The sequence below is a fragment of the Micromonospora sp. NPDC051924 genome, from assembly GCF_055586005.1.
Genome location: NZ_JBVJJA010000077.1, coordinates 1 through 21,367, shown reverse-complemented (window position 1 = coordinate 21,367; position 21,367 = coordinate 1). Strand labels below are relative to the sequence as shown.

The 21,367-nt window shown below is 68.4% G+C and carries 24 protein-coding genes and 4 pseudogenes; 15 read left to right on the top strand and 13 right to left on the bottom strand.

Annotation, left to right across the window (positions count from 1 at the left end; all coding sequences use genetic code 11):
* Positions 1 to 79: 79 nt before the first annotated feature.
* Positions 80 to 712: an IS3 family transposase gene (locus ACZ6S5_RS33220; RefSeq protein ID WP_466006237.1), complete on the bottom strand. Its 633-nt coding sequence runs from the start codon at positions 710 to 712 to the stop codon at positions 80 to 82.
* Positions 709 to 1,026 (bottom strand): transposase, encoded by a 318-nt coding sequence (locus tag ACZ6S5_RS33215; protein ID WP_466006235.1) that lies wholly within the window; start codon positions 1,024 to 1,026, stop codon positions 709 to 711. Before ACZ6S5_RS33215 ends, ACZ6S5_RS33220 begins: the two co-directional genes overlap by 4 nt.
* Positions 1,027 to 1,216: 190 nt before the next feature.
* Here ACZ6S5_RS33215 and ACZ6S5_RS33210 point away from each other — a divergent pair, with 190 nt between their 5' ends.
* On the top strand, positions 1,217 to 1,717 hold the full coding sequence (locus ACZ6S5_RS33210) for a hypothetical protein (RefSeq protein WP_466006234.1): 501 nt from the start codon (positions 1,217 to 1,219) through the stop codon (positions 1,715 to 1,717).
* A gap of 120 nt (positions 1,718 to 1,837) precedes the next feature.
* The gene (locus tag ACZ6S5_RS33205; RefSeq protein ID WP_466006233.1) at positions 1,838 to 2,461 is read left to right on the top strand and encodes a hypothetical protein; all 624 of its coding nucleotides are present in this window, start codon (positions 1,838 to 1,840) and stop codon (positions 2,459 to 2,461) included.
* 154 nt (positions 2,462 to 2,615) lie between these two features.
* On the opposite strand, the gene ACZ6S5_RS33200 is transcribed toward ACZ6S5_RS33205, so the two are convergent.
* The gene (locus ACZ6S5_RS33200) at positions 2,616 to 3,056 is read right to left on the bottom strand and encodes a YybH family protein (RefSeq protein WP_466006231.1); all 441 of its coding nucleotides are present in this window, start codon (positions 3,054 to 3,056) and stop codon (positions 2,616 to 2,618) included.
* Between the two features lie 255 nt (positions 3,057 to 3,311).
* Between ACZ6S5_RS33200 and ACZ6S5_RS33195 the strand changes: the two genes are divergently transcribed.
* The 3 genes from ACZ6S5_RS33195 to ACZ6S5_RS33185 all read left to right on the top strand — a co-directional run bounded on the left by ACZ6S5_RS33195 (position 3,312) and on the right by ACZ6S5_RS33185 (position 6,710).
* Positions 3,312 to 4,976: a DUF885 domain-containing protein gene (locus ACZ6S5_RS33195; RefSeq protein WP_466006230.1), complete on the top strand. Its 1,665-nt coding sequence runs from the start codon at positions 3,312 to 3,314 to the stop codon at positions 4,974 to 4,976.
* A gap of 714 nt (positions 4,977 to 5,690) precedes the next feature.
* Positions 5,691 to 6,371 carry a DUF1062 domain-containing protein gene (locus tag ACZ6S5_RS33190; RefSeq protein WP_466006229.1) on the top strand — a complete coding sequence of 227 codons (681 nt, stop codon included), beginning with the start codon at positions 5,691 to 5,693 and terminating at the stop codon, positions 6,369 to 6,371.
* A gap of 15 nt (positions 6,372 to 6,386) precedes the next feature.
* Complete coding sequence (locus tag ACZ6S5_RS33185) at positions 6,387 to 6,710, top strand: serine hydrolase (protein ID WP_466006239.1); 324 nt, start codon at positions 6,387 to 6,389, stop codon at positions 6,708 to 6,710.
* Here the strand turns inward: ACZ6S5_RS33185 and ACZ6S5_RS33180 are convergent.
* On the bottom strand, positions 6,658 to 6,954 hold the full coding sequence (locus ACZ6S5_RS33180) for a hypothetical protein (RefSeq protein ID WP_466006227.1): 297 nt from the start codon (positions 6,952 to 6,954) through the stop codon (positions 6,658 to 6,660). The genes ACZ6S5_RS33185 and ACZ6S5_RS33180 overlap by 53 nt on opposite strands.
* A 134-nt stretch (positions 6,955 to 7,088) precedes the next feature.
* Between ACZ6S5_RS33180 and ACZ6S5_RS33175 the strand changes: the two genes are divergently transcribed.
* The 5 genes from ACZ6S5_RS33175 to ACZ6S5_RS33155 all read left to right on the top strand — a co-directional run bounded on the left by ACZ6S5_RS33175 (position 7,089) and on the right by ACZ6S5_RS33155 (position 12,228).
* On the top strand, positions 7,089 to 7,418 hold the full coding sequence (locus tag ACZ6S5_RS33175) for a PadR family transcriptional regulator (protein ID WP_466006225.1): 330 nt from the start codon (positions 7,089 to 7,091) through the stop codon (positions 7,416 to 7,418).
* A 15-nt stretch (positions 7,419 to 7,433) separates the two neighbouring features.
* Positions 7,434 to 8,294, top strand: a complete 861-nt coding sequence (locus tag ACZ6S5_RS33170; protein WP_466006223.1) for a pentapeptide repeat-containing protein — start codon at positions 7,434 to 7,436, stop codon at positions 8,292 to 8,294.
* 14 nt (positions 8,295 to 8,308) lie between these two features.
* Positions 8,309 to 9,079 (top strand): ABC transporter ATP-binding protein, encoded by a 771-nt coding sequence (locus tag ACZ6S5_RS33165; protein WP_466006221.1) that lies wholly within the window; start codon positions 8,309 to 8,311, stop codon positions 9,077 to 9,079.
* Complete coding sequence (locus ACZ6S5_RS33160) at positions 9,076 to 9,837, top strand: ABC transporter permease (RefSeq protein WP_466006219.1); 762 nt, start codon at positions 9,076 to 9,078, stop codon at positions 9,835 to 9,837. Before ACZ6S5_RS33165 ends, ACZ6S5_RS33160 begins: the two co-directional genes overlap by 4 nt.
* A 417-nt stretch (positions 9,838 to 10,254) precedes the next feature.
* Positions 10,255 to 12,228 (top strand): potassium transporter Kup, encoded by a 1,974-nt coding sequence (locus ACZ6S5_RS33155; protein WP_466006218.1) that lies wholly within the window; start codon positions 10,255 to 10,257, stop codon positions 12,226 to 12,228.
* Here the strand turns inward: ACZ6S5_RS33155 and ACZ6S5_RS33150 are convergent.
* From ACZ6S5_RS33150 to ACZ6S5_RS33140, 3 genes and pseudogenes are all read right to left on the bottom strand, one after another.
* Positions 12,206 to 12,385, bottom strand: a pseudogene (locus ACZ6S5_RS33150) (hypothetical protein); the annotation flags it as partial. The gene ACZ6S5_RS33155 and the pseudogene ACZ6S5_RS33150 overlap by 23 nt on opposite strands.
* 46 nt (positions 12,386 to 12,431) lie before the next feature.
* Positions 12,432 to 13,345: pseudogene (locus ACZ6S5_RS33145) on the bottom strand (amino acid transporter); the annotation flags it as partial.
* Between the two features lie 277 nt (positions 13,346 to 13,622).
* Positions 13,623 to 13,787 (bottom strand): hypothetical protein, encoded by a 165-nt coding sequence (locus ACZ6S5_RS33140; RefSeq protein ID WP_466006241.1) that lies wholly within the window; start codon positions 13,785 to 13,787, stop codon positions 13,623 to 13,625.
* On the opposite strand from ACZ6S5_RS33140, the pseudogene ACZ6S5_RS33135 reads away from it, so the two are divergent.
* Positions 13,752 to 13,934, top strand: a pseudogene (locus tag ACZ6S5_RS33135) (nitroreductase family protein); the annotation flags it as partial. The gene ACZ6S5_RS33140 and the pseudogene ACZ6S5_RS33135 overlap by 36 nt on opposite strands.
* A gap of 24 nt (positions 13,935 to 13,958) precedes the next feature.
* Positions 13,959 to 14,312 (top strand): nitroreductase family protein, encoded by a 354-nt coding sequence (locus ACZ6S5_RS33130; protein WP_466006240.1) that lies wholly within the window; start codon positions 13,959 to 13,961, stop codon positions 14,310 to 14,312.
* Between the two features lie 66 nt (positions 14,313 to 14,378).
* Here ACZ6S5_RS33130 and ACZ6S5_RS33125 read toward each other — a convergent pair whose 3' ends face one another.
* Entirely contained in the window at positions 14,379 to 14,873 is a 495-nt protein-coding gene (locus ACZ6S5_RS33125) for a DinB family protein (RefSeq protein WP_466006217.1), read from the bottom strand.
* Positions 14,874 to 15,089: 216 nt separating this feature from the next.
* The gene (locus ACZ6S5_RS33120) at positions 15,090 to 15,548 is read right to left on the bottom strand and encodes a hypothetical protein (RefSeq protein WP_466006216.1); all 459 of its coding nucleotides are present in this window, start codon (positions 15,546 to 15,548) and stop codon (positions 15,090 to 15,092) included.
* A gap of 317 nt (positions 15,549 to 15,865) precedes the next feature.
* Here ACZ6S5_RS33120 and ACZ6S5_RS33115 point away from each other — a divergent pair, with 317 nt between their 5' ends.
* On the top strand, positions 15,866 to 16,045 hold the full coding sequence (locus tag ACZ6S5_RS33115) for a protein-tyrosine phosphatase family protein (RefSeq protein WP_466006215.1): 180 nt from the start codon (positions 15,866 to 15,868) through the stop codon (positions 16,043 to 16,045).
* Between the two features lie 49 nt (positions 16,046 to 16,094).
* Here the strand turns inward: ACZ6S5_RS33115 and ACZ6S5_RS33110 are convergent, their stop codons facing one another.
* Positions 16,095 to 16,601 carry a tetratricopeptide repeat protein gene (locus ACZ6S5_RS33110; protein WP_466006214.1) on the bottom strand — a complete coding sequence of 169 codons (507 nt, stop codon included), beginning with the start codon at positions 16,599 to 16,601 and terminating at the stop codon, positions 16,095 to 16,097.
* Between the two features lie 68 nt (positions 16,602 to 16,669).
* On the opposite strand from ACZ6S5_RS33110, the gene ACZ6S5_RS33105 reads away from it, so the two are divergent.
* On the top strand, positions 16,670 to 17,683 hold the full coding sequence (locus ACZ6S5_RS33105; protein ID WP_466006213.1) for an ArsR/SmtB family transcription factor: 1,014 nt from the start codon (positions 16,670 to 16,672) through the stop codon (positions 17,681 to 17,683).
* A 431-nt stretch (positions 17,684 to 18,114) separates the two neighbouring features.
* Here ACZ6S5_RS33105 and ACZ6S5_RS33100 read toward each other — a convergent pair whose 3' ends face one another.
* Together ACZ6S5_RS33100 and ACZ6S5_RS33095 are read right to left on the bottom strand one after the other, a co-directional pair.
* Positions 18,115 to 19,176, bottom strand: coding sequence for a winged helix DNA-binding domain-containing protein (locus tag ACZ6S5_RS33100; RefSeq protein ID WP_466006212.1), 1,062 nt, complete (start codon positions 19,174 to 19,176; stop codon positions 18,115 to 18,117).
* The gene (locus tag ACZ6S5_RS33095) at positions 19,173 to 20,159 is read right to left on the bottom strand and encodes an MDR family NADP-dependent oxidoreductase (RefSeq protein ID WP_466006211.1); all 987 of its coding nucleotides are present in this window, start codon (positions 20,157 to 20,159) and stop codon (positions 19,173 to 19,175) included. The genes ACZ6S5_RS33100 and ACZ6S5_RS33095 overlap by 4 nt, the downstream gene beginning before the upstream one ends.
* 62 nt (positions 20,160 to 20,221) lie before the next feature.
* Between ACZ6S5_RS33095 and ACZ6S5_RS33090 the strand changes: the two genes are divergently transcribed.
* Positions 20,222 to 21,196, top strand: a complete 975-nt coding sequence (locus ACZ6S5_RS33090; protein ID WP_466006210.1) for a helix-turn-helix transcriptional regulator — start codon at positions 20,222 to 20,224, stop codon at positions 21,194 to 21,196.
* A gap of 9 nt (positions 21,197 to 21,205) precedes the next feature.
* Here the strand turns inward: ACZ6S5_RS33090 and ACZ6S5_RS33085 are convergent.
* Positions 21,206 to 21,367 (bottom strand): annotated as a pseudogene (locus ACZ6S5_RS33085) (IS5/IS1182 family transposase); the annotation flags it as partial.

The following is a 21,367-nucleotide window of genomic DNA, read 5'->3' as shown; positions in this document are numbered from 1 at the left end:
CGACGGCCGCAACGCCCGATCCGCCTGCTGCTGACGTCGTGCCATCAAACACCTCCACGATCACGAGGTGTTGCGACGATCAGTTGAATTCGCCCTGGACTCCCCTGTCCGAGTGATGCACGAGTCCGCCCAGGTCAGCGCCTTGATTCTCGCGGCGCCAGATCGCCATCTTCAACGCGTCGAGCGCCAGATCCGTGTAGAGCGACGTAGACACCTGCCAGCCGACGATCATGCGGGAGTACACATCGAGGACGAACGCGGCGTACACCCAGCCCACACTCGTGCGCACGTAGGTCAGGTCGGCGACCCACAGCTGATTCGGGCCGGCCGCCGTGAAGTCCCGTTTGACCAGGTCAGCAGGGCGGCTGGTCTCGGCCGCGGGCCGGGTGGTCCGGGGCGACTTGTCGCGCAGCAGCCCACGCAGCCCGGACTCGCGCATCAGCCGCTCGACGGTGCACCGGGCCGCCGTGATGTCCTGGCGGTGCAGCTCGTGCCAGATCTTGCGGGCGCCGTAGACGCCGTAGTTCTCCGCGTGGATCCGCTCGATCACCGCAGTCAGCTCCTCATCGCGCCGACAGCGGACGCTGGCAGGGCGGGCCTTGGCGGCGTAGTAGGTCGACGGTGCGATCTGTGCCGGCGTGTCTTCGAGCGCCCGCAGGACCGGCTGGACACCGTGCTCGGCCTTCTGGGAGTCGACGAAGCCGACCCTCATCGCGACGGACGGTCCAGCTCCGCCGCGAAGAAACTCGCCGCAGACTTCAGAATCTGGTTCGCCCGCCGCAGCTCACGCACCTCCCGTTCCAACGCGGCGATGCGTTCGGCGTCGCCGCTGGTGGTGCCCGGCCGCTCCCCGGCATCGGTCTCGGCCTTCTTCACCCACGTACGCAACGCCTCCGGATGAACCCCGAGCTGACCAGCGATCCGCCGGATCGCCCCGGTCGCGGACGCCGGATCCCGGCGGGCCTCGACCGCCAACCGGGTCGCACGCTCACGAAGCTCATCGTTGTACTTCTTCGGTGCGGGCATCGCTGGTGTTCCTCCCAGGTTTCGATGTCTCCATCAAACCCGGTGCGGAACAGTGGGCCACCATCGCGATGTGCTCGACGCTAGCGCTCGGCTAGGGGTCCCGGCGCATGTCACAGTCCTGTTTCCGTTCGTGCCTCCACGCGGCACCAGGAGTCTCGCTGCCAGGCCTGCAATGAGGGACGATGCAGGCGTGAGCGATGGCAGGAACCGCCGATCCGGACGTTCCCTGTGGACGTGGATCGTTCCTCGCCGTCGCCCGGGCGGTCCTCGACGCCGGGATCTGCTGAGACAGCGCGAATACTGGCTCCGGGCAGGCGAGGTCCCCAAGGCTCGGGTCGAGGTGGACCATGCCAGTGCCTCCCGGTTCGACAGGTTCGACGCCTTCCGCGCGCAGCACACCGACGGGCAAGAACTTCCGGTGGAGCTGTACGTGGTGCTCCAGCGCGACGGCCATGGCCACATCAGTGTCTGGACGCTGCCGTCGAAGGCAGTGGAAGCAACCCTCATCGGCTACCTGTCAGACGCGGACCTTCCCAAGTACGAAGCAGCACTCGACCGCATGACCCCGGACCAGACACCCATGGCGATGTTCACCGCGCATCGCGAAGGGCCCGGCCGGTATGCCGCCGTGGTCGAGGGCCTCCCTCCGCACTGGAGCATCCCGGAGACCGATCCAGGGCTATCGGGGTGACGACAAGAGGGTTCCCACTGCGAATCCGTGCCATCGAACGTGTGTGTGGCCATCCGTCGGGCCGTGACGGGCCAGCCCGCGCAATACCGATGGGATCTTGGTTGTACTAGTCTCCGCGCCATGGCCTTGCCTCCTGACCAGTTCTATGACCACGCGGTGGCCGTCGCGGACAGCGAGCGGCGGCTTCCGCTAGCGCGCATGACGGGATGGGACATCAGCCCCTTCGAACAGGAGGGATTGCGCGTCGCGCCGCTGCGCCCGCCGGGGCTGCCCGAACCCGCCCGGCACGGCGAGGATCCGGCGGAGTGCCGCAACTGTCAGGAGCGCGACGAGGGCATCTGGCTCAACGATCACTGGCGGCTGGCCCGTGTCCCGGGGGTGGGCGTGCCGCTGGTGCTGATGCTGTACCCGCGCGATCACTATGACATGGCGGATCTTCCCGACGATCTTGCCGCGGAGCTGGGACTGCTGACCACGCGAATCGTCCGCCATGTGCAGGCTCTGCCGCACATCTCGCGAGCCCACGTCTACCGCATCGGCGACGGCGGCGCTCACCTGCACGTCTGGTTCTTCGCCCGGCCGGAGGGTCAGGCGCAGCTCTACGGATCCTGGCTGGTCGTCTGGGACGACCTGCTGCCGGAGTACCCTGCCGACGTCGCCGAGGCGGACGCCGCAATCGTGGCTGATGCCCTGGTCGCCTCGCATGGCGGTCGCCGAGCGGCCGCCACCCCACCGCCTGCCTGACCGGCTGATCCGCAGCAGCAACCGCTCCCGTCACCGCCGCGCCGCCATCCGCCACTGCCGCCGATCGTGCCTGTGGCGTGCCGTCACGCACTGGGTGCTCTTCGCCGTGGCTAAGCATGCGGAACTGCCGATGACAGCGCGCGTCAGGTCGGTGTCATTCGTCGGGATCGAGGCCAGCCAGACCCTGACCGGTCTCCGGGTCCCACGGAATCGACTCGTGGTCGTGGACGATGACCCAGCGTCCGTCGCGCTTGCGGCACACGAGGGTGGCACGCACCCACATGGATACTTCCTCGCCTGACTGCAATCTCCCGGTTACGTGGTACAAGAAGGCGCAGTACCCGAGGTCACCGTCGGCGTCGACGTATAGGTCTCGAACTTCGTATCCGGGCCCGCGGGCGTACCCGTCGAACCACGCCTCGGTCTGAGGCGCCACCTGATCAGCACCCTGCAGTCGCAGCGGAGGTAGAACGTTGAAGGCGAGCACGTCTCCGGCCTGTTGGGCGGCAAGTGCCTGGGCGTCCCGGCGGGCTACGGCCGCCACGCGCTCCTCGATCAGGTCCCGCAGCTCCTGCTTCGCGCCGTCGGTCGTCATACCTTCGCCGTACCCCGGTCACGAGCAGCGCTAACCTCGTGTCCCGGCGCTCGCTGATGCCGCAGTCGATGCTCGGATCTGCCGCGTCCGTGCCCGCTGATTGATCGCGAGCGGTCACGGTCGGTAGCTGGCCTCTGAGTCGAGCGAGCATCCTGAACTGTCGATGAGCGGAAGTTGTCAGATGGTTCTGAACCGCTTGCCGCGATCGATGCAGCTCGCACCACGGCAGCTAGGCAAGGCCCTAGCATTGCCCACGTGATCGAGGACTTCGCGGATCGGCTCCTGTGCGACATGGCCGGACTCGACCCCTGCACAGCGGTCGTCGAGGCTGGCGAGCAGGATGTCGACGGGCTTACCGACTACGGCCCGGAGGGGCACCAGGCCCGCGCCGACCTCGCAGCCCGCGCCCTGCGCGAGCTCGAGGTCTTGGGTGACGCACTGCCGGCCGCGACCCCGCTGCACGCCCACCTCGCCGAACGGCTGCATTCGCGTATCGCCTTCCACGACGCCGGGGAGGACCTGCGCGAACTGCACGCGGCGGCCACCGGTCCGCTCCAGCTCATCCGCCAGGCCGTCGAGGCCGCGGTTCCCGGCCGCGGCGCCGAGGGCGCGGCCTTCGAGGAGGGCTGGGCTCGTGTCGGCGCACGCCTGGCCGCGATCCCCGCGGCCCTGGACGGGTACGCCCGCAGCCTCTTACTCGCCGCGGAGCGCGGCAATTTGCCGGCGCGGCGTCAAGTGGAGCTCGTTACGCAGCGCTGCCGCAACTGGATCGACGACGATGTCGCCCTGGTGGATCGCTACGGCGAGGGGCGTCAGCGGGCGTCGTTGCAGGCCGCAGCGACGGGCGCGCGAGAGGCGTACCAGAAACTGGCCGAGATGCTGACCGCGGACCTGGCACCGCGGGCCGTTGATGAGGAAGCGTTCGGCCAGCAGCGGTACGCACTCTGGGTGCGCACCTTCCTCGCGGCCCAACCTGACCTGCGCGAGCTGTACGACTGGGGCTGGGACGAGTTCCGAGCGATAGAGGCAGAGCTGATCGCGGAAGCGAAGGCCCTGGGCGGGAGCGTGCCAGAGGTGCTCGCCTGGCTCGCCAGCCCGGACGCGCCCGGCACGCTGCACAGCAGGGAGGCGTTCGCCGCGTGGCTGCAGGAGCTGTTGGAAGCTGCCACCGAGCGATTGGACGGCGTGTACTTCGACATCCCCGCCCCGCTGCGGCGCATCGAGTCGCGGTTGACCACGTCGTCCGGCATTGCCTACACCGGGCCGTCGCGGGACCTGACGCGGCCAGGCCGGGTCTGGTGGTCCCTCCCCGAGGACGCAGCGAGCTTCCCCACCTGGTTCGCCTACAGCACCGCCTATCACGAGGGCGTTCCCGGCCACCATCTCCACCTCGGCTACGAGGCCTGCCGGGGAGGCCTCGGGCAGCGGCTGAACCTGCTCGGCGGGCTCTCCGGCAGCCAGGAGGGCTGGGCACTGTACGCCGAGCGGTTCATGGACGAGCTCGGGCTCTATGAACAGCCGGGTGCTCGACTGGGGTATCTATATATGCAGCTCCTGCGGGCGGCACGAGTTGTGGTCGACATCGGCCTGCACCTGCGACTGCCGATGCCGCCTGATGACAGAGCATTGTGGACGCCGGATGCTGCGCTGGAGCTGCTGCGGGACCGCTGTCACCAGGGACCGTACGCGTCCGCCGAGCTCGCGCGTTACCTGGGCCGGCCAGGGCAGGCGCTGGCCTACAAGGTGGGTGAGGGCGTGTGGCTGGCAGGCCGCTCGTCCTTCCCCGGCGACCGGCGCGCATTCCATCGCCAGGCGCTGGAGCTGGGTTCACTGGGCTTGGATCAGTTGACGGCCGCCCTCCAGCGTGACCGCGCATCACTCGTGCGCCGCGGTGAAACAAGCCAGGGACCGCGCCTGTAGCTGCAGGTCCTCGACGTCCGACCAGTCTGAACCCACGGTCAAGGCCAGCCACGCGGATCGGTCGAAGACCGGCCCCGCCCGGCACCAGCCACCACGCCCCGCACCCAGGCGACGCAGGACACCCTCCCCCACCCGGCCGCACCACGACCGGGCGGGCAAGCGTCCAGAGGGACACGTACCAACGGACCGGATGAGGCTGCCCCGCGCAGCCCACCGACACCACGGCGTGAACACGATCAGCACACCCACCACCGGCCACCGGCCACGAGGAGCAGCCCTGGGCGCGGGACTCCACTTCCACGCCCATGTCTCCCCACCCAGGTGGGAAACGATCCCGGAAACTCACTCCGACTCACGATCGCTTAGCTGACTAGAGACGCCGCCCAAGGACAGGGCGAAGGCCAGCGGGAGGAACGAATCCCACGGGGGCGGCCGGAAGACGGCAGAAAGGGGCCGCGGGGGCGATGGGCGCGTGGTCGACGCCCAGCTCGCCGACCCCGCCGCTCAGTGCTCGGCACGAGCGCAAATGGGTGGCCTCGCCAGCCCGTCCCGCCCTACCTTGTAACTGGATCTTCTTCTCCGACCTACTCACGAGAGGACTTCACCCCGCGTGACACCGCCTGCTCTTTAGACCTGACACCTTCCCCGTGCATCGGTCGCCGACGTCGCCGTCGGCTCTGTTCCCATGCCTTCCGTCAGGTCTTCGGAGAGATCATGTCTACGCGTCCTCACATCGTGCTGTCCTGGACCGTTCGGCGCACGCGCCTTCCCCTGCTCGCGTTCCGCTGCGTCCACTGCCATTCCGGCCTCGCCAACCCCGGCAACGGGAAGTTCCGCGTCCATGCCAACGGCAAACTCCTCGACATCTGGCTCCTGGTCGCCTGCGCTTCCGGCAACCACAGCACCGTTCACGATCACGTCCCGGTCCGGTACCTCGATCCGATCCTTCTGCGGGGTTGCTCCGGCATCTGCTCTTCCCTCATCTCCCGGTTCCATCTCGACCCGCTGATCGCCTGGCGCAACCGGTTCGCCCTGGAGTGGGAGTCATGCTGGGAACTGCTCGCCCCGCCCCCTCCCGAAAACCCCTGGCCCGTCCAGCTTCCGGTCATCTTCGACGACCCCGTGCCCCTTCGCCCCGAACGGCTCATCACCGAGGGGGCTGGGCATCAACCGCGGGGAGATCGCTGGCCGCGTCACGATCGGCATTCCGCTGAACCGCAGAGCTCACAGGGACTTCTCGCGCGTCCTGCCATGAGCCGCCGCCGTGGCCCTGAGCCGAGGCGAGAGGCAAGGTGGCCTTGCCCCGGACTGCATCACGCGGCGGTCCGCGCGCGGTCGCTCACTACCGGGCCCGAACGAAGGTCAGCGCCGGCCCGATGCCGGCGACGAAGGTGAACGTCCGGGACATACATCCGCACGTCCGGTGAGCGGTACTGCATGGGCTCGATGACGGAGCCGATCGTCGCCGCGTGTGCGATGACGCTCGTCGAGGACCACACCCTTCGCCTCGATAACCCGGTCGACGACCCCCTCCCGGGGCTGGCGGACAAACGGTCGAAGTCGACGAGCCCGACACTACGGTGCGCATCTTCTGCGAGTAGAGACCGTCCGCACTATCGATGCCGTTGCGGTACAGGACCCGCCGCCGCCGACCGGTCACGCAGATGCCGCGGCCGGGGTGTCAGTCATTGCTCCAACGGATCATGCTCATCCGGACGGCGCCGCGGAGACTGACCCGTTCGCTACGCGTCAGTCTCGTCTTCGATCTCAGCCAGGAGGTCAGCGGCATCCCGGATTCCGTGGCTGCCAATCGGCGCAGCTCACCGAAGTTCTCCTGCTCTGCCGCTGACCCGATCAGCTGGTCGAGGGCATCTTTGCTGCCCGCGTCGGCTAGGCGTCGCAGCAGGCCGAGGTCACCGGTTTCGGCGGCTTGTTCGATCAGCAACGCGATGTCGTCCTGGCCAACCGGCTGGTTCATTTCGGTGTGCTTCCCGCGGCGGTTTGCGGCGGAGTTGGCGCCGAGGCAGTGCCTCGGTCGCCGATATACCACGACCCACCGACTACCTTGACAGTCACAGTACCCCGAGCTACGGTCAATCCAGGAGGTGAGGTATGGGCACCAACAAGATCACATCCGATCTGCTGCGCGGGAACACCGACACGATGATCTTGCGGCTGCTGACGGAGTCCGACCGCTACGGCTACGAGATCGTGAAGCTGGTAGCCGAACGCTCGCAGGGCGAATACGAGCTCAAGGAAGCCACGATGTACTCCAGCGTCCGGCGCCTGGAAGCCGACGGCGACATCACCTGGTACTGGGGCGACGAGTCCCAGGGCGGACGGCGCAAATACTTCCGGATCACCGACAAGGGTCGCGCGACCTACGCGCACAACAAGACCACCTGGGACTACGCCAAGCGCGTACTGGACACGCTGCTGTAGAGGGGACGAACACCAATGATTGACAAACTCAACGAGTACGTGAACGGCGTCTTCGCCCCCTACGAGGGCACCAGAAGCGTCGGCGAGCTGAAGACGGACCTGCTCGCCGATCTGCAGGAGCGATATCGCGAGCTGCTCGCCGAGGGCAAGGACGAGGCGACGGCGTTCGAGCTGACCGTCGACAGCATCGGCGACATCGAGGAGACGGTGCGCGAGGTGTCGAATCTCTCGCGGGTTCTCGAGCGGCAGGTGGTCACGCGATTCGACGCGAGCGCCCTGGAGGGCAGCGACTTCGCCGGCGTCGCAGCGCGACAGGGCAGGTTCGGAGCGAGCGCGCTGCGCGGCTCCGACTTCTCCAACGCCGATCTCACCGGCAGCAAGTTCAAGTCCAGCGACATGCGAGACGTCAACTTTGACGGCGCCAACCTGACCGACGCGAACTTCACGACGTCCGACCTGTCGAACGCCAGCTTCCGTCGGGCGCGACTGATCCGTACCGAATTCAACATGTCCGGGCTCAACGGTGTCCGGTTCGCCGACGCCGCACTCACCGACGTGGCGTTCCGCAAGACCGACCTGCGGAAGACCGTTTTCGAGCGCTGCACCTTCACCGGCGTGGACTTCTCCGTGTCCGATCTGCGCGGCCTCAACTTTGATCGGGCGGCCTTCACTGGTGTGAAGTTCGACCGGGCAGGACTTGAGGGCCTGTCGCTGCGCGGGGCGATCCTGCGCGACTGCTCCTTCCGCGGCGGCTGGAGCAAGAGGTACTACAAGGCCCTGCGCACCGTGAACTTCGACGGGGCGCGCATGGACAAGCTCACCTTCGCAGCGCTCAAGGGCGTCGGTGTCGAACCGGCCAACGTGACCGTCGAATAAGGAGACAACGCCACATGGAAACGTCACCCCTCGCGATTCACGTCACGGGATTGCACAAGTCCTACGGCAAGCTCGAAGTCCTCAAGGGCGTGGACTTCGCCGTGACCAGCGGCAGCATCTTCGCACTGCTCGGCTCCAACGGCGCCGGCAAGACCACCGTCGTGCGCATCCTGTCCACGCTACTCAAACCCGATGGCGGCAGCGCAAGCGTCAACGGATTCGACGCCGTTTCTCAGCCCGAAAAGGTCCGGGAATCGATCAGCCTGACCGGGCAGTTCGCCGCAGTCGACCAGATCCTCACCGGCCGCGAAAACCTGATCATGGTCGCCAAGTTGCGACAGGTGAAGAACCCCGGCCAGGTCGCCGACGACCTGCTCGAACGATTCGGCCTCACTGACGCGGGCGGGCGTCGGGTGGCGACCTACTCGGGCGGCATGCGCCGGCGCCTGGACATCGCCATGAGCCTCATCGGCGACCCGCCAGTCATCTTCCTCGACGAGCCGACCACCGGCCTCGACCCGGAAGCCCGCATCGAAGTGTGGAAGGAGATCCAGAGCCTTGCCGGCAAGGGCACGACGGTCCTTCTGACCACCCAGTACCTGGAAGAAGCGGAGAAGCTGGCCGACCGGATCGCGATCCTGCACCAAGGCACGATCATCGTGTCGGGCACCCTGGCGGACCTACGCCAGCTCCTGCCGCCCGCGAAAGCGGAACTCGTGGAACGCCAGCCCACCCTGGAGGAAATCTTCCTGTCGATCGTCGGCACCAAGGAGATGCAGCCATGAGCTCACATGTCGTCAGCAACACCAACGTCATGCTCGGACGGTCCATCCGCCACGTCACCCGCAGCATGGACACCATCATCACCGTCACGATCATGCCGATCGCGTTCATGCTGCTGTTCCGCTACGTATTCGGCGGCGCCATCCAGGCCGGAACCGACAACTACACCAACTACCTGATGCCCGGCATCCTGCTCATCGCCATCGCCAGCGGCATCTCCTACACCGGCTTCCGCCTGTTCAACGACATGCAGAGCGGCATATTCGAACGGTTCCACTCCATGCCGATCGCACGGTCATCCGTCCTCTGGGGACACGTGCTGACCTCGATGGTGTCCAACGCCATCTCCGTCGTGGTCATCATCGGGGTCGGGCTCGTCATGGGCTTTCGCACCTCGGCCGGTGTGCTGGCCTGGCTCGCCGTCGTCGGAATCCTGGCCCTGTTCACCCTCGCGCTGACGTGGGTCGCGATGATCGCCGGCCTGGCGGCATCCTCGCCAGACGGAGCGTCCGCCTTCTCCTACCCTCTCGTCTTCCTGCCGTTCATCAGCTCGGCGTTCGTTCCCACCGATACCATGCCCGGGCCGGTGAAAGCCTTCGCCGAACACCAACCGGTCACCTCCATCGTCAACACCATCAGGGCGTTGTTCGAACAGCAGCCGGCCGGCAACGACATCTGGATCGCCCTCGGCTGGTGCGCCGGCATCCTCATCGTCGCCTACGCCTTCGCCATGCGGGCCTACCACCGCAAAATCGCCTGACACCACAGGGGAAACAGCTCGCCCGCGGCGACCGCCAGGCGGCCGCCGCGGATTCTCCGCATCCTTCTGCGTACCGGCCCCGCCACCTCACCGTACGGCTTCTGCATCCGCGGCCTCGCCGCCCGCAACTCCAGGTATTTGCGATGAATATGCCGGTAGCGGGCCCTGAGACTTCCGCAGGGTCGGCTTGTCCCAGGGCTCCTTCGCAATGGTGGTGCGGGCGAACAGGCTGGCCAATCGCAGGAAGAGGAAGATCAGCCCAAGCGACCCGGGTTTAGCCGGGCCGCGGCCGAGGCCGGCCGTATTTGGATCAAGCGACCCCTGACCAGGGTCGGCGATCCTCGGCGTCTCTCGACGTCATGCCCCGAATTTCGGAGGTTGGCGGTAGGGGCGGCTCCGGGTTGGTATGCCTATGTGATGCCAGAGCGCGCGAACAACGAGCAGCCTGCGACAGGCGGCGAGGGGCCAACCGAGGATGGGGGGACAGCCTCTCAGACATCGCTGGCCGGTCGCCCGACGGCGGGGCTGGGGTTGCTACTGGGCGCGTTGGGGGTGGTGTATGGCGACATCGGTACCAGCCCGCTGTACGCGTTGAAGACCGTCTTCACCCTCGACCGTGGCCTGGTCCCGGACAGGCCCGACGTGTTCGGCGTGATCTCGCTGGTGTTCTGGTCGATCATCCTGATCGTGTCGGTCAAGTACGTCATCTTCATCCTTCGAGCCGACAACGAAGGCGAGGGCGGGGTGATGGCCCTGGCCGCCCTCGCCCGAAGAGCGCTGCTCAAGGCCAATGCAAAACGGGCCGCGTCGGTGTTGGCGCTAGGGGCGCTGGGCGCTGCCCTGTTCTACGGCGACAGCGTCATCACCCCGGCGATCTCGGTGTTGTCCGCGGTGGAAGGACTGGAGGTCGTCTCTCCGCAGTGGGCGGTGGTGGTGCTGCCAGTGTCGGCGGTGATCCTCACCCTGCTGTTCGCGATCCAGCGATGGGGCACCGGACGGGTAGGGGCCGTGTTCGGGCCGATCATGCTGCTCTGGTTCGCCTGTCTGGGCGTCGCCGGCGCGGCCGAGGTGCTGCGGCACCCGAGCGTCCTGGCCTCCCTGTCACCGACCTATGCGGCCGCGTTCTTCGTGAACCACCCGGTCATCGCATTCGTCGCGATGGGCGCCGTGGTGCTGGCGATCACCGGCGCCGAAGCGCTCTACGCGGACATGGGTCACTTCGGCCGCGGCCCGATCCGCCGGGCCTGGTTCGCAATCGTGTTTCCCGCGTTGACACTCAACTACCTCGGTCAGGGCGCGTTGATCCTGCGGGCACCGGACAGCCGGGACAACCCGTTCTTCCTGCTGCTGCCAGCCTGGGCGCAGCTCCCGATGGTCGTCCTGGCCACCGTGGCCACCGTGATCGCGTCCCAGGCGGTGATCTCCGGAGCGTTCTCGGTGTCCCGAGAGGCCATGCGGCTGGGCTTCCTGCCGCACCTGCGCATCCGGCAGACCTCCCGCCGCGAGTACGGGCAGATCTACGCGCCGGGCGTGAACTGGGGTCTGTTCGCGGCGGTCCTCGTGGTCACGTTCGCGTTTGGCTCATCGACGAACCTCGCCGCCGCGTACGGGGTGGCGGTCACTGGCACCTTCCTGATCACTACAACCCTGTTCCTCATCGTCGCGCGGATGCTGTGGCGCTGGGCCACGTGGCAGGTCGCGGTGTTCGCAGTCGTCGCCGGCAGCATCGAGCTGACCTTCTTCACCGCGAACCTGGCCAAGGTCACCCACGGTGGCTGGCTGACGCTGCTCATCGCGATCATCGTCTTCACAGTGCTGCTGACGTGGCGGCGTGGGGCCGAACTGGTCACCGCCCGGCGGATCGAACGGGAAGGCCCGCTCCCCGACTTCATCGACACCCTGCACGCCACGAACATCCCCTGGGTACCGGGCACCGCCGTGTTCCCCCACCCGAACAAGGAGACGACGCCCTTGGCGCTGCGCGCGAACGTCGCCTACAACCACGTTCGACATGAGAAAATTGTGATCATTACCGGTCGTACCGCGAACATCCCGCATATTCCTTGGGATCAGCGCCTGACCATCGACGATCTCGGCGATCCGAATGACGGCGTCATCCACATCACCGCCGTCTTCGGCTTTCAGGACCCTACCGACTTCCCCGAGGTGATGCGCCGTGCCGCCGCCCATCCCCTCGCCAAAGGACTCGACCTCGACGAGGTCTCCTACTTCGTCTCGAGGATCACACTCCGTTGCACCCGTATGCCCGGCATGGCCACCTGGCGTAAACGCCTATTCATCGGCCTCGCCCACAACGCCGCCAGTCATGCCGAGTTCCTTCACCTGCCCGAGGAACGCACCATCGTCCTCAGCGCCGAAGTCCCCGTCTGAACCCGAGCCCGGTCAGCCACACCGAGCCAGCGACGTCATCGTCACCATGGGCGGGGCGCGACGGATCCGCCGAATCGGCGATCCGGACGGTGCGGCCGTCGTCCCTGTAACCGACCACCGCGACGTAGTGGCCGCCCGGCACAGGCGTACTGCCGCCGCGCTGCGCACACCGCCTGTATAGGGGTTCCTCCGGTAACCGCGGCTCAACCGCCCATGTGGAGGCCGGGCCGGCGTGCCGGATCTCGTTCGGCCTTGCGCAGGATCCCCCGCACCACCAGCGGGGTGTCACCTCGGCCGAGGATCAGGTACCGCATCAGGTGCGCGATCCGGTTGCGTGCAGACGGACCCCGGTGACGTCGCGCAGAGCCAGCAGGATCGCCGCGATCGCGTTCGGCGCCGCGCGGCTCTGCACCCGCAGCACGCGGTGTCCATCGACATCGAGGCCTCGTACCCCCAGGACGTCACTGAAGTCCGACGGACCGACCACCTCGATCTCCAGGAACAGCACGTCCGCCGCTCCCGGCACCGGGTTCATACCCCGCTGGGAGCGCTCCGGCGATGAACAAGCCCGAGATCGCCATCCCGTCGGGCTTTTCGATGATGTTCTCGACCAGCGCGTACAGCAGCACCAGGGTGAGCACGGCGAACCCTGCGTGACCAGCCGTTGCCGGCGGCGCAACGCGCAGATGGTCACCGCGACCGCGCCGGAGACCATCATCGCCAGGATGCCGGTGGCGTAGGCGCCGGCCTGGGCGTTGACGTCGGCCCGGAACGCGACGGTGATGGCGATGCTAATCAACGTGTAGGCGATCAACTCGGGCCGCACCGCGCGTCCCCACTCCGATCATGCCGTAGGTGAGCAGGTAGCGCGGCGGATGTTGATCAGACCGGCCATCGCCGAGGCGCTCGCGAACCACACGATCAGCACGCTGCTGACGTCGTAGACCTCCCGAACGCCTCCCCCACGTACTCGTGGGCGACGTAGGCGAGGGCCCGGCCGTTGGCCTGCCCGCCGGGCTGAAACTCCTCGGCCGAGATCAGCACGGTGGTGACGAACGTGGTCGAGATCAGGTAGGCGGACATGATCACTGCTGGCGGTGGTCAGCAGCCGCTGCGATCGAGCGCAGGTGAACGGCCCGACCGTCGCACCCCCGTGGCAGCGCCGAGGCATCGCGCACGACGCAGCCCGTCGGCTCATCGACTGGCACGGCCGGCAGACGATACGGGCCGTCGTCGCAAACATCAACCGGGCCACGGCGCCTCCGCCGCCGTGGCCGCCGCCGGGCTGGCCCACACCGACGACGTGCACGACCGTGAGGTCCGATAGCGCCGAGAGATCGGCTGACGGCCGGAGCGAACACGCCTTCCTGATGTGGCATCGCGCCTGCCGCAGGTCATTGCTCGGCCTCGGGCAGCGGCCGCTCGAAGGGTCCGTTCCTCACCGCCGCCGGGGTGCCGGCCAGCCCGTCCACGTCGCCGCCACAGCCGGAATACCTCCCTCCGGCGGCCAGTTGCACCGGAACGTGCACCATGATCGGGAAGTACCGGGCTCCATCCATCCGCTGCTGTCGGCACGGTTCAGCCCTGACGAGTTCGACCCGTCGACCACCATTGACGACCACAGCCGGGACCTGCTGTTGGAGGCTGCGCGATGGGCACCGTCGGCAGGAAATTCCCAGCCGTGGGCGTTCTTCACCACCCGGCCGGGCGATCGGGACTACAAACGGGTGGTGCGTCACCTCGCACCCAGCTCGGCGCGCTGGGCGACGGACGCCGGCCTGCTCGTCGTCACACTGGCGCGCCGGCACGTCGGCGACCCGCAGCTGCCCTACTCGGAGTTCGCGGACTACGACCTCGGTCAGGCGGTCGCCCACTTGACCATCCAGGCCCAGGCGATGGGACTGGCCACGCACCAGTTCCGGGCCTTCGACCTGGACGGCCTCACCGACGAGCTTCGCCCGAACCCGGGTTGGGCGATCGTCTCGATGCTCGCGCTGGGAAAAGCCCACGGCGGGCCACCAGAAAGCCGCATCCGGCGCAGCATCGCCGACCTGCGTACCGCCCCCTGGTCGCCGTCCCAGTAGTGGCCGGCGCGTGCGGGTATCGCTGCCGTGTCCACCGCCCGGGCTGCGACCCGGAGTTCGGTCCCGTTACCGGCCGGTGGCGCCGTCGATGAGTTCCCGCAGGATGTCGGCGTGGCCAGCGTGCCGGACAGTCTCACCAGTCATGTGGGCAAGCACCCAGCGAAGCGTACGAGGCGCGTCCCCGACGGGCTGCGCGGTGATGGCATCGGGGCCAGCTGCCGCGCGGATCTGGGCGTCACTGTCGGCGATCGCCACGCGGTAGTCCGCGATGACCTGCTCCGGGGAACGGTCCGGCGCGACGACCATGGTGAAGTCGACGTCGGCGTAGCGCGGGTCGCCGGCGAACGTGTAGCCGAACCAGTACCGCTCCGCGTCGGTCAGGTGCTGCACCAAGCCCAGCAGGGTGGTATCGGAGACAACAAGACGGCGCCGCAGCTGCTCCTCGGTCAAGCCCGCGACCTTCTTCAGCACGCACGATCGCGCAAAGGACAAGAAGGCGAGGGCCGTGTCCAGCTCGCCGCCGTCGTTGGAGGGCACGGCTTCGCGTTGGGATTCGATCATGTCCCGACTGTACGGCGGCCGCCATGACGGGAAGGCCGGCGGTGCAGCCCGTTTCGCGCTCCTCGAGCCGCCCGGCGGTCCCGTTCGCCGGAAGGCCCCCCGACGTCGAGCCCCGACCGTCCCCGCCCGCGCGGCATGGACCCCGGCATCGGAGCCCATGCCGCTGCCACGGCTACCTCTCTCTCGCGAGACCACCGCGGCGGCCAGCCGACCGGCTCAGCCGCAGTTGCCCCAGCTGTACCGGCCGGCGCTCTGCCAGCTGGTGAAGTACAGAACCTCACCGCTGTACATCACGCACTTGTCGACCGCGGAACGCTGGATCGCGGCGTAGTACTTGTAGTTCCCGGAGTCGTAGACCCAGGAACCGCCGTAGACCCGGATCCCGGCGGAGACCCCGGTCGTCGAGCCGAGGGCCACGGCCTTGAGCGTCGCGACGCAGTTGTACCCGGTGGCACCGTTGTACATCAGGTAGACATCGCCCACCTTCGTGCCGTCCGACGCGTAGATCGTCCGGTGCCCGTCGCTGGCGTACGCCCACGATCCGCCGAAGTCGTTGTTGCAGGCCTGCGCTGCGGTGAACGGGTTCGTCGCAGCCCGTGCGGGCGAGGCGAACGTCACCGCACCGGCAACCACGGCGAGAATCGAGACGGCCAGTCGTCGCGCTGATCCGCGCACACGTCCTCCCAAAGGTCCTCAGGCGCGAAGATCACGCCTGATTGATCTTCCCATGTGGACGAACGCCGATGGCCAGGGCGGCGGCGGCCGCCCGCCACGCTCCGCGTCCCTGCCACCCGGTTCACCGGCGGGTCACCGACCTCAAGACCGGGCCCTGAGGGCCGCCCCGGTTGCCAGCGGCCGACTGGTGCGCGGGCGGGGGCTGCGACACGGGCCGCCTGCCGGTCCCCCGCCGGACTTCGCGGTCCACCCACTCACCCGGCCACCGACGCCGACGCCGTCGGAGTCGCGGTGGATCCGCTGGCCGGTCGGCGCGGGTGAAGATCGCCTGTGGTGGCGGCCGGGGCCGGAGCGGCACGGCACTGGCCCGACTAGCGGTGCTCGACGGGGCGCCGTCCCGGGAGGCGGTGGACGACGTCCGGGCCGGTTACCACCCCCGTGTGGAGACGCCGTGGCAGCGCTGGTTCGTGCGGCAATTCGACGCTGCCGGCCGCTGACGGTGCGGTCCGTTGCCGCCGGTCTCGTCGCCCACCGGGACCGGTCCGATCAGGCGGGCTCGACCAGGAGCCGGGCGTAGTTGGCCATCGATCGCTGGTAGCGCGGCAGGTGCCTGGCCAGCGCCCCGACGGCGACCGACACCGCCTCCCGCTCGCGGCCGACGCTGGTCAGCGCCAGCGCGAGCGCCGCGCTGAGGGCGTCGTCGAGCTCGTCGGAGCCGCGCTCACGCTCCTCGGTCAGCAGCCGGACGCTTTCCCCGGCCTGCCCCATGTTCCGCAGCGAGCTGGCCATCTGGATCACCGAGCGCCGCCGGCGGATGCCGTCGATGCCCCGCTCCAGCGCCGTGCGGTAGAGCGGCACGGCCGTGTCCGAATGACCGGTCGAGTCCCAGGCGCTGGCCCGCTCGAAGGCCGCCACCGGATGATCCGGCCCCAGTTCGTCGGCGAGGGCGCCGACCCGTTCGCGGAACTCCTCCTCGTCCCAGCCGTCGGGGGCGGCGTTGAAGGCCGCCCACAGGTCCGCGCTGCGCTGCTCCCAGTCGGCGCTCGGGTTCATCGTCATCCTCCTCGTGATCGTCGCTTCAGACGACGCACACTCTGCGAGTGCTGCTACCGTGGCCGCCAGTGATTCGGCCCAGGCCGAAGCTCTCCTACCGGGAGGTGGTGCGGATGGCGGTCACGCTGCGGTTCAGCTCAGCAGACCTGCTGCACTGCCGCTTCGCCATCTCCCCCATCCTCGAGACACTGTCCGCGGTGCGCCTGCTGTCCCCGCACGAAGGGCTCGGACCGCACCGCCGCTGGCACGACACCCTCGACCTGCGGGAGGTCGACCTGCGACCGATCGCCCTGCTCCAGCCGCGTCGCGGCTACACCCCCGACTTCCTGTCGCCACCGCCGGTCAGCCCACACGCCCGCTTCGAGGACGAACTCGCCGCCGTGGCGGCCACCGACCACGAACGGGTACACGCGGAGGTGCGACGGTCACTGGCAGACACCCCGGGAGCGGCCGAGTCGGCGACCGGACGGCTCCTGCTGGGCGACCCGGCCGTCGTCGTCCAGACGCTGATCTCCCTGGTGACCACGGCATGGCAGGTCCTTGTCGAACCGGTCTGGCCGCAGATACGCGGACTGCTGGACGCCGATCTGAGCTTCCAGACCCGACGCCTCGCCGAGGGCGGCCTGGACCGGCTGTTCGCCGAACTGCATCCCCGGCTGCGATGGCACAACGGCGTACTGACCCGCGAGTACGGCCACGACGAACACCGCGATCTGGACGGCGAGGGACTGACCCTGGTGCCCAGCGCCTTCAAATGGGATCAGGTCGTCGTCATCGTGGACCCGCCGTGGCAGCCCACCGTGATCTATCCCGCGCGCGGGCTGGGCACCCTCTGGCAGCCCGTCGCCACCGATCGGCACGCGGCGCTGGGCCGGTTGATCGGCAGGACCCGGGCGGCGCTGCTGCTCAGCCTCGACGAACCAGCCAGCACGACAACCCTGGCGCACCGCCACGCGCTGGCGGCCGGGACAGTGTCGGAGCACCTGTCCGTGCTGCGCGACGCCGGGTTCGTCACCGGGCAGCGATACCGGCACGAGATCCGCTACCGGCGGACGCCCCTCGGCGACGCGGCGCTGGGGTAGTCCGACCACGCGGTGCGGCGGCGCCTTCCCACGGGCCACCCTAATCTGTCGTTCACCTGCCGGCCCGGTTAGTGCCTGCATCGAAGTCGGCGGTGGCGTCTGAGCTCCCTTGCCGAGCTGGGTGCGTGTCGGAGATCGAAAATCGGCGAGGCCTCCGGTAGATGGTTCGTCGCCCAAGACGGACCATCAGCACGGAGACCTCGTGGCCACTGTAGCGATGGCGAGGCGGCACGACCTGATTGACGCGCACTGGGCGGCGCTGAAGCCCTTGCTGCCCGTGGGGCGTAGGCCAGGTCGGCCGACCGGCTCACCCCAGCCCGGGTCCGCTCGCGGGTTGCGCCACATCCACCTGAAGTCCACCCAACCCGCCAGCGTATATGGATGTGCGCACAGGATCATGGCATGCGGGGCGCCGTCGGATCGGGCGTGGGCTACGACGTTCGTCCGTGCTTGAGGAAGGACAGCATCCGGTTCGCTTCGTCGTCGACGGCTTGCTGTTCGGCGGCCGCGAGAGGCCGAAATGGTACGAGTCGTATGTCGTCTCCGGTGAACGACCAGGTCCCGCGGGCAAAGCCGTCGATGAGGATGGTGGGGCGTACCAGGGCCCGGCCGGGCGTGACCTGCTTGCGGTCTTCGTCGCTGACGATGCGCGTGCGGTCGGCGTGGCCGAGCAGGGCGTTGTCGTAGGCGGGCAGCAGTCGCACGGGCGCTGGGATGTGCGGGTCGGGTACGTGCGCGTCGGGCAGGTCGAGCAGGTTCTGGCCGTCGGGTCCGGTGTAGTGGCGTAGTTCGATGCCCATGTCCGCGACGACGTGGTTGAGCCGGGTCCGCCCGCTCCATGCCTGGACGTCGGCCACCGTGGCGGGTCCGAAGGCGGCGAGGTAGCGGCGGATCAGGTCCTGGATCGCCGCGGGTTCGATGGTGTCTGCCGGCAGGGCGGTGACGGTGATGGACGATCGGTTGCCCCAGCTGCCCCAGGACGCGGTGGTGGGATCGTGGATGAGCGGGGTGCGTAGTTCGAATTCGCCGGCGAGGATCCGGCCGTCGCGGCCCGGGTGGCGGGCGGCGAGGCGTTGGGCGAGTTCTTTACGGGCGAGCGGTCCGGCGTCCAGCAGCGCCCGTCCGTCGGCCATCAGCGTCTCGGTGGGCAGACGGTTGCTGTTGCGCCGGAAGTACGGGGAGTTCGCAGTGCGGTCGAGGACGGGTTGCAGCAGGGGCCGCAGCCGACGGAAATCGTCGGCTGCGGCGAGGTGCTGGGTGCTGCGCAGGAGGCTGGAGCGCACGACCTGCCCGTCGGCCAGCAGGGTGGTCAGGTCGGCGTGGGTGAACCCGCGGATGCGGCTCCACAGCCCGAGGTAGGGCCAGTTCGGTTCCTGTGCCTGTAGGGCGACCACACGGCGGATCACGTCAAGCGGCGCCTGGTCGGTGCGTTCCAGGAGGAATTGGCGCTGCAGCAGTGCCCGGTTGAGGGCGCGACACGACAGCAGCGTCATGCCAGCCGCACCGAGACGTTGCCGCGGTAGCCGCCTCGCAGCATCGACAGGAAGGCATCGGGTACGGCGTCGATGCCGGCCTCGACGACCGTCTGCGGGAAGACGAACGTGTCCTGGTCGAGCCAGGCCCCGAAGTGGGTGTGCCATGCGGCGATCTGGTCGGGCGTGTGATAGCAGGAGAACGTCAGCAGCTCGATCCCCTTGGCTGCGGCGGCGGCCTGGTCGGGTTCGGGGAATCGCTGGGCCGCCGCGCCCAGTTGGGTGGACAGCGATCCGCACAACGCGAACCGCGCTCCCGGCGCGGCGACCTCGAGCGCGGCCTCGTAGAGCGTGCCGCCGACGGTGTCGAAGAAGACCGTGATTCCCTCGGGTGCCAGTTCCTTCAGTGCGGCGACCGGGTCCTGGTGGTAGTCGAATGCGGCGTCGATACCGAGGTCGCGGACCAGGTAATCCGCCTTGGCCTGGCTGCCCGCGCTGCCGATGACCTTCGAGGCACCCAGATTGCGGGCGATCTGGGCGGCCAGCGAGCCGACGCCGCCGGCCGCGCCGGAGACGAACACGACATCGCCACGGCCGACCTTGGCCACGTCTGCCATGCCGTAGTACGCGGTCGGTCCCTGGCCGAGGTGGTAGCTCGGCTCCGGGTACGCGTCGCGGTCCAGCTTGATGTACGAGGCGGCCGGGCCGGCGGAATGCGTGCTCCAGCCGCTCATCGACTGGACCAGGTCGCCCTCCCGCAGGTCCGGGCTGGCCGACCGCAGGACCGTGCCGATGGCCATGACGCCGATGCGCTGGCCCGGCTGCCAGGCCGGGATCGGCAGGTGGCAGTCGGCGCGCATGAGCTCGAGGTATGTGGCGGCCAGCCCCAGGTAGTCGGTGCGCACGACGACTTCGCCGTCGATCTCGGCCTCGGCAACGGTGAAATGTTCCCGGTCGGGCATGGCGGCGATCTGGGTGGTCAGCTGAATCTCACGAGTGATCATGAGAATGACGCTAGACCGGCTTCCGGTCACTTTCTGACCGGAAGCGGTGCGAAGATCGGAACATGGCCAACACCAGTTCCCGAACGCTGCGGCTGCTGTCGTTGCTGCAGACTCACCGCCACTGGTCCGGCACCGATCTGGCCGACCGCCTGGGGATCTCTGAACGCACCCTGCGTCGCGATGTCGACCGGCTGCGGGAACTCGGCTACCCGGTACACGCTTCCCGAGGCACCGACGGTGGGTACCAGTTGGCGCCCGGTGCGGTCCTGCCGCCGCTGCTGCTCGACGACGAGGAAGGCGTCGCGTTGGCGGTCGGCATGGGCGACGCTGCCCAGAGTGGAATCGCTGGGATGGAAGACGCGTCGGTGCGCGCGCTGACCAAAGTGGTGCAGGTCCTCCCACCGCGTCTGCGTGTCCGGGTGAACGCGTTACGCGCGATGACCATCTCGCCCGCAGCCGCGGGACCGGTCGTGCCCGCCGAAGTGCTCACGGTGATCGCCCAAGCGTGCCGGGACGAGGAACGGCTGCGTTTCCGCTACACCGCACGGGGAGGCCCCGATACCGAACGAGAAGTCGAGCCGCACCGCCTTGTTGCGCTCGGCGGCCGCTGGTACCTGGCCGCCTACGACCTGACCCGACACGACTGGCGCAGCTTCCGCCTCGACCGGCTGACCAACCCGCGCAGTGCCGGAACGAGGTTCCGTCCACGCCCTCTTCCCGCCGACGACGCCGCCCAGTTCGTGCGCACTTCCACCGGCGCCCCATCAGGACACGTCGTGCAGGCCCTGGTCCACGCATCCGCCGAGCACGTCCGCCGGGTCGCCGGCCAGTGGGGCACGATTGAATCAATCGACGGCGAGCGCTGTCGTCTCACCATGGTGTCCACCAGCCTGGACTGGCCCGCTCAAGCGCTGGGCAACATCGGCGCGGAATTCGAGGTGCTCAGCCCACCAGAATTCGCCGACCATCTCCGAGACTGGGGAACCCGATTCCTCCGAGCCGCACCAGGACCAGGGGCCCGGGCCGACTGCCCATAAGGGAGTGTCTCAGTTGGTGATCTTTGCGAGTCGGCGGTGGCAGATGAGGATGGCGGCGAGGTCGGCGAAGGCTTGAAAGTGCTCGGCTTTGCGTTCGTAGCGGCGCGCGAGGCGGCGGTTGTTGGTGAACCAGGACAGGCACGACTCGACGATCCACCGGTGCCGGCCGAG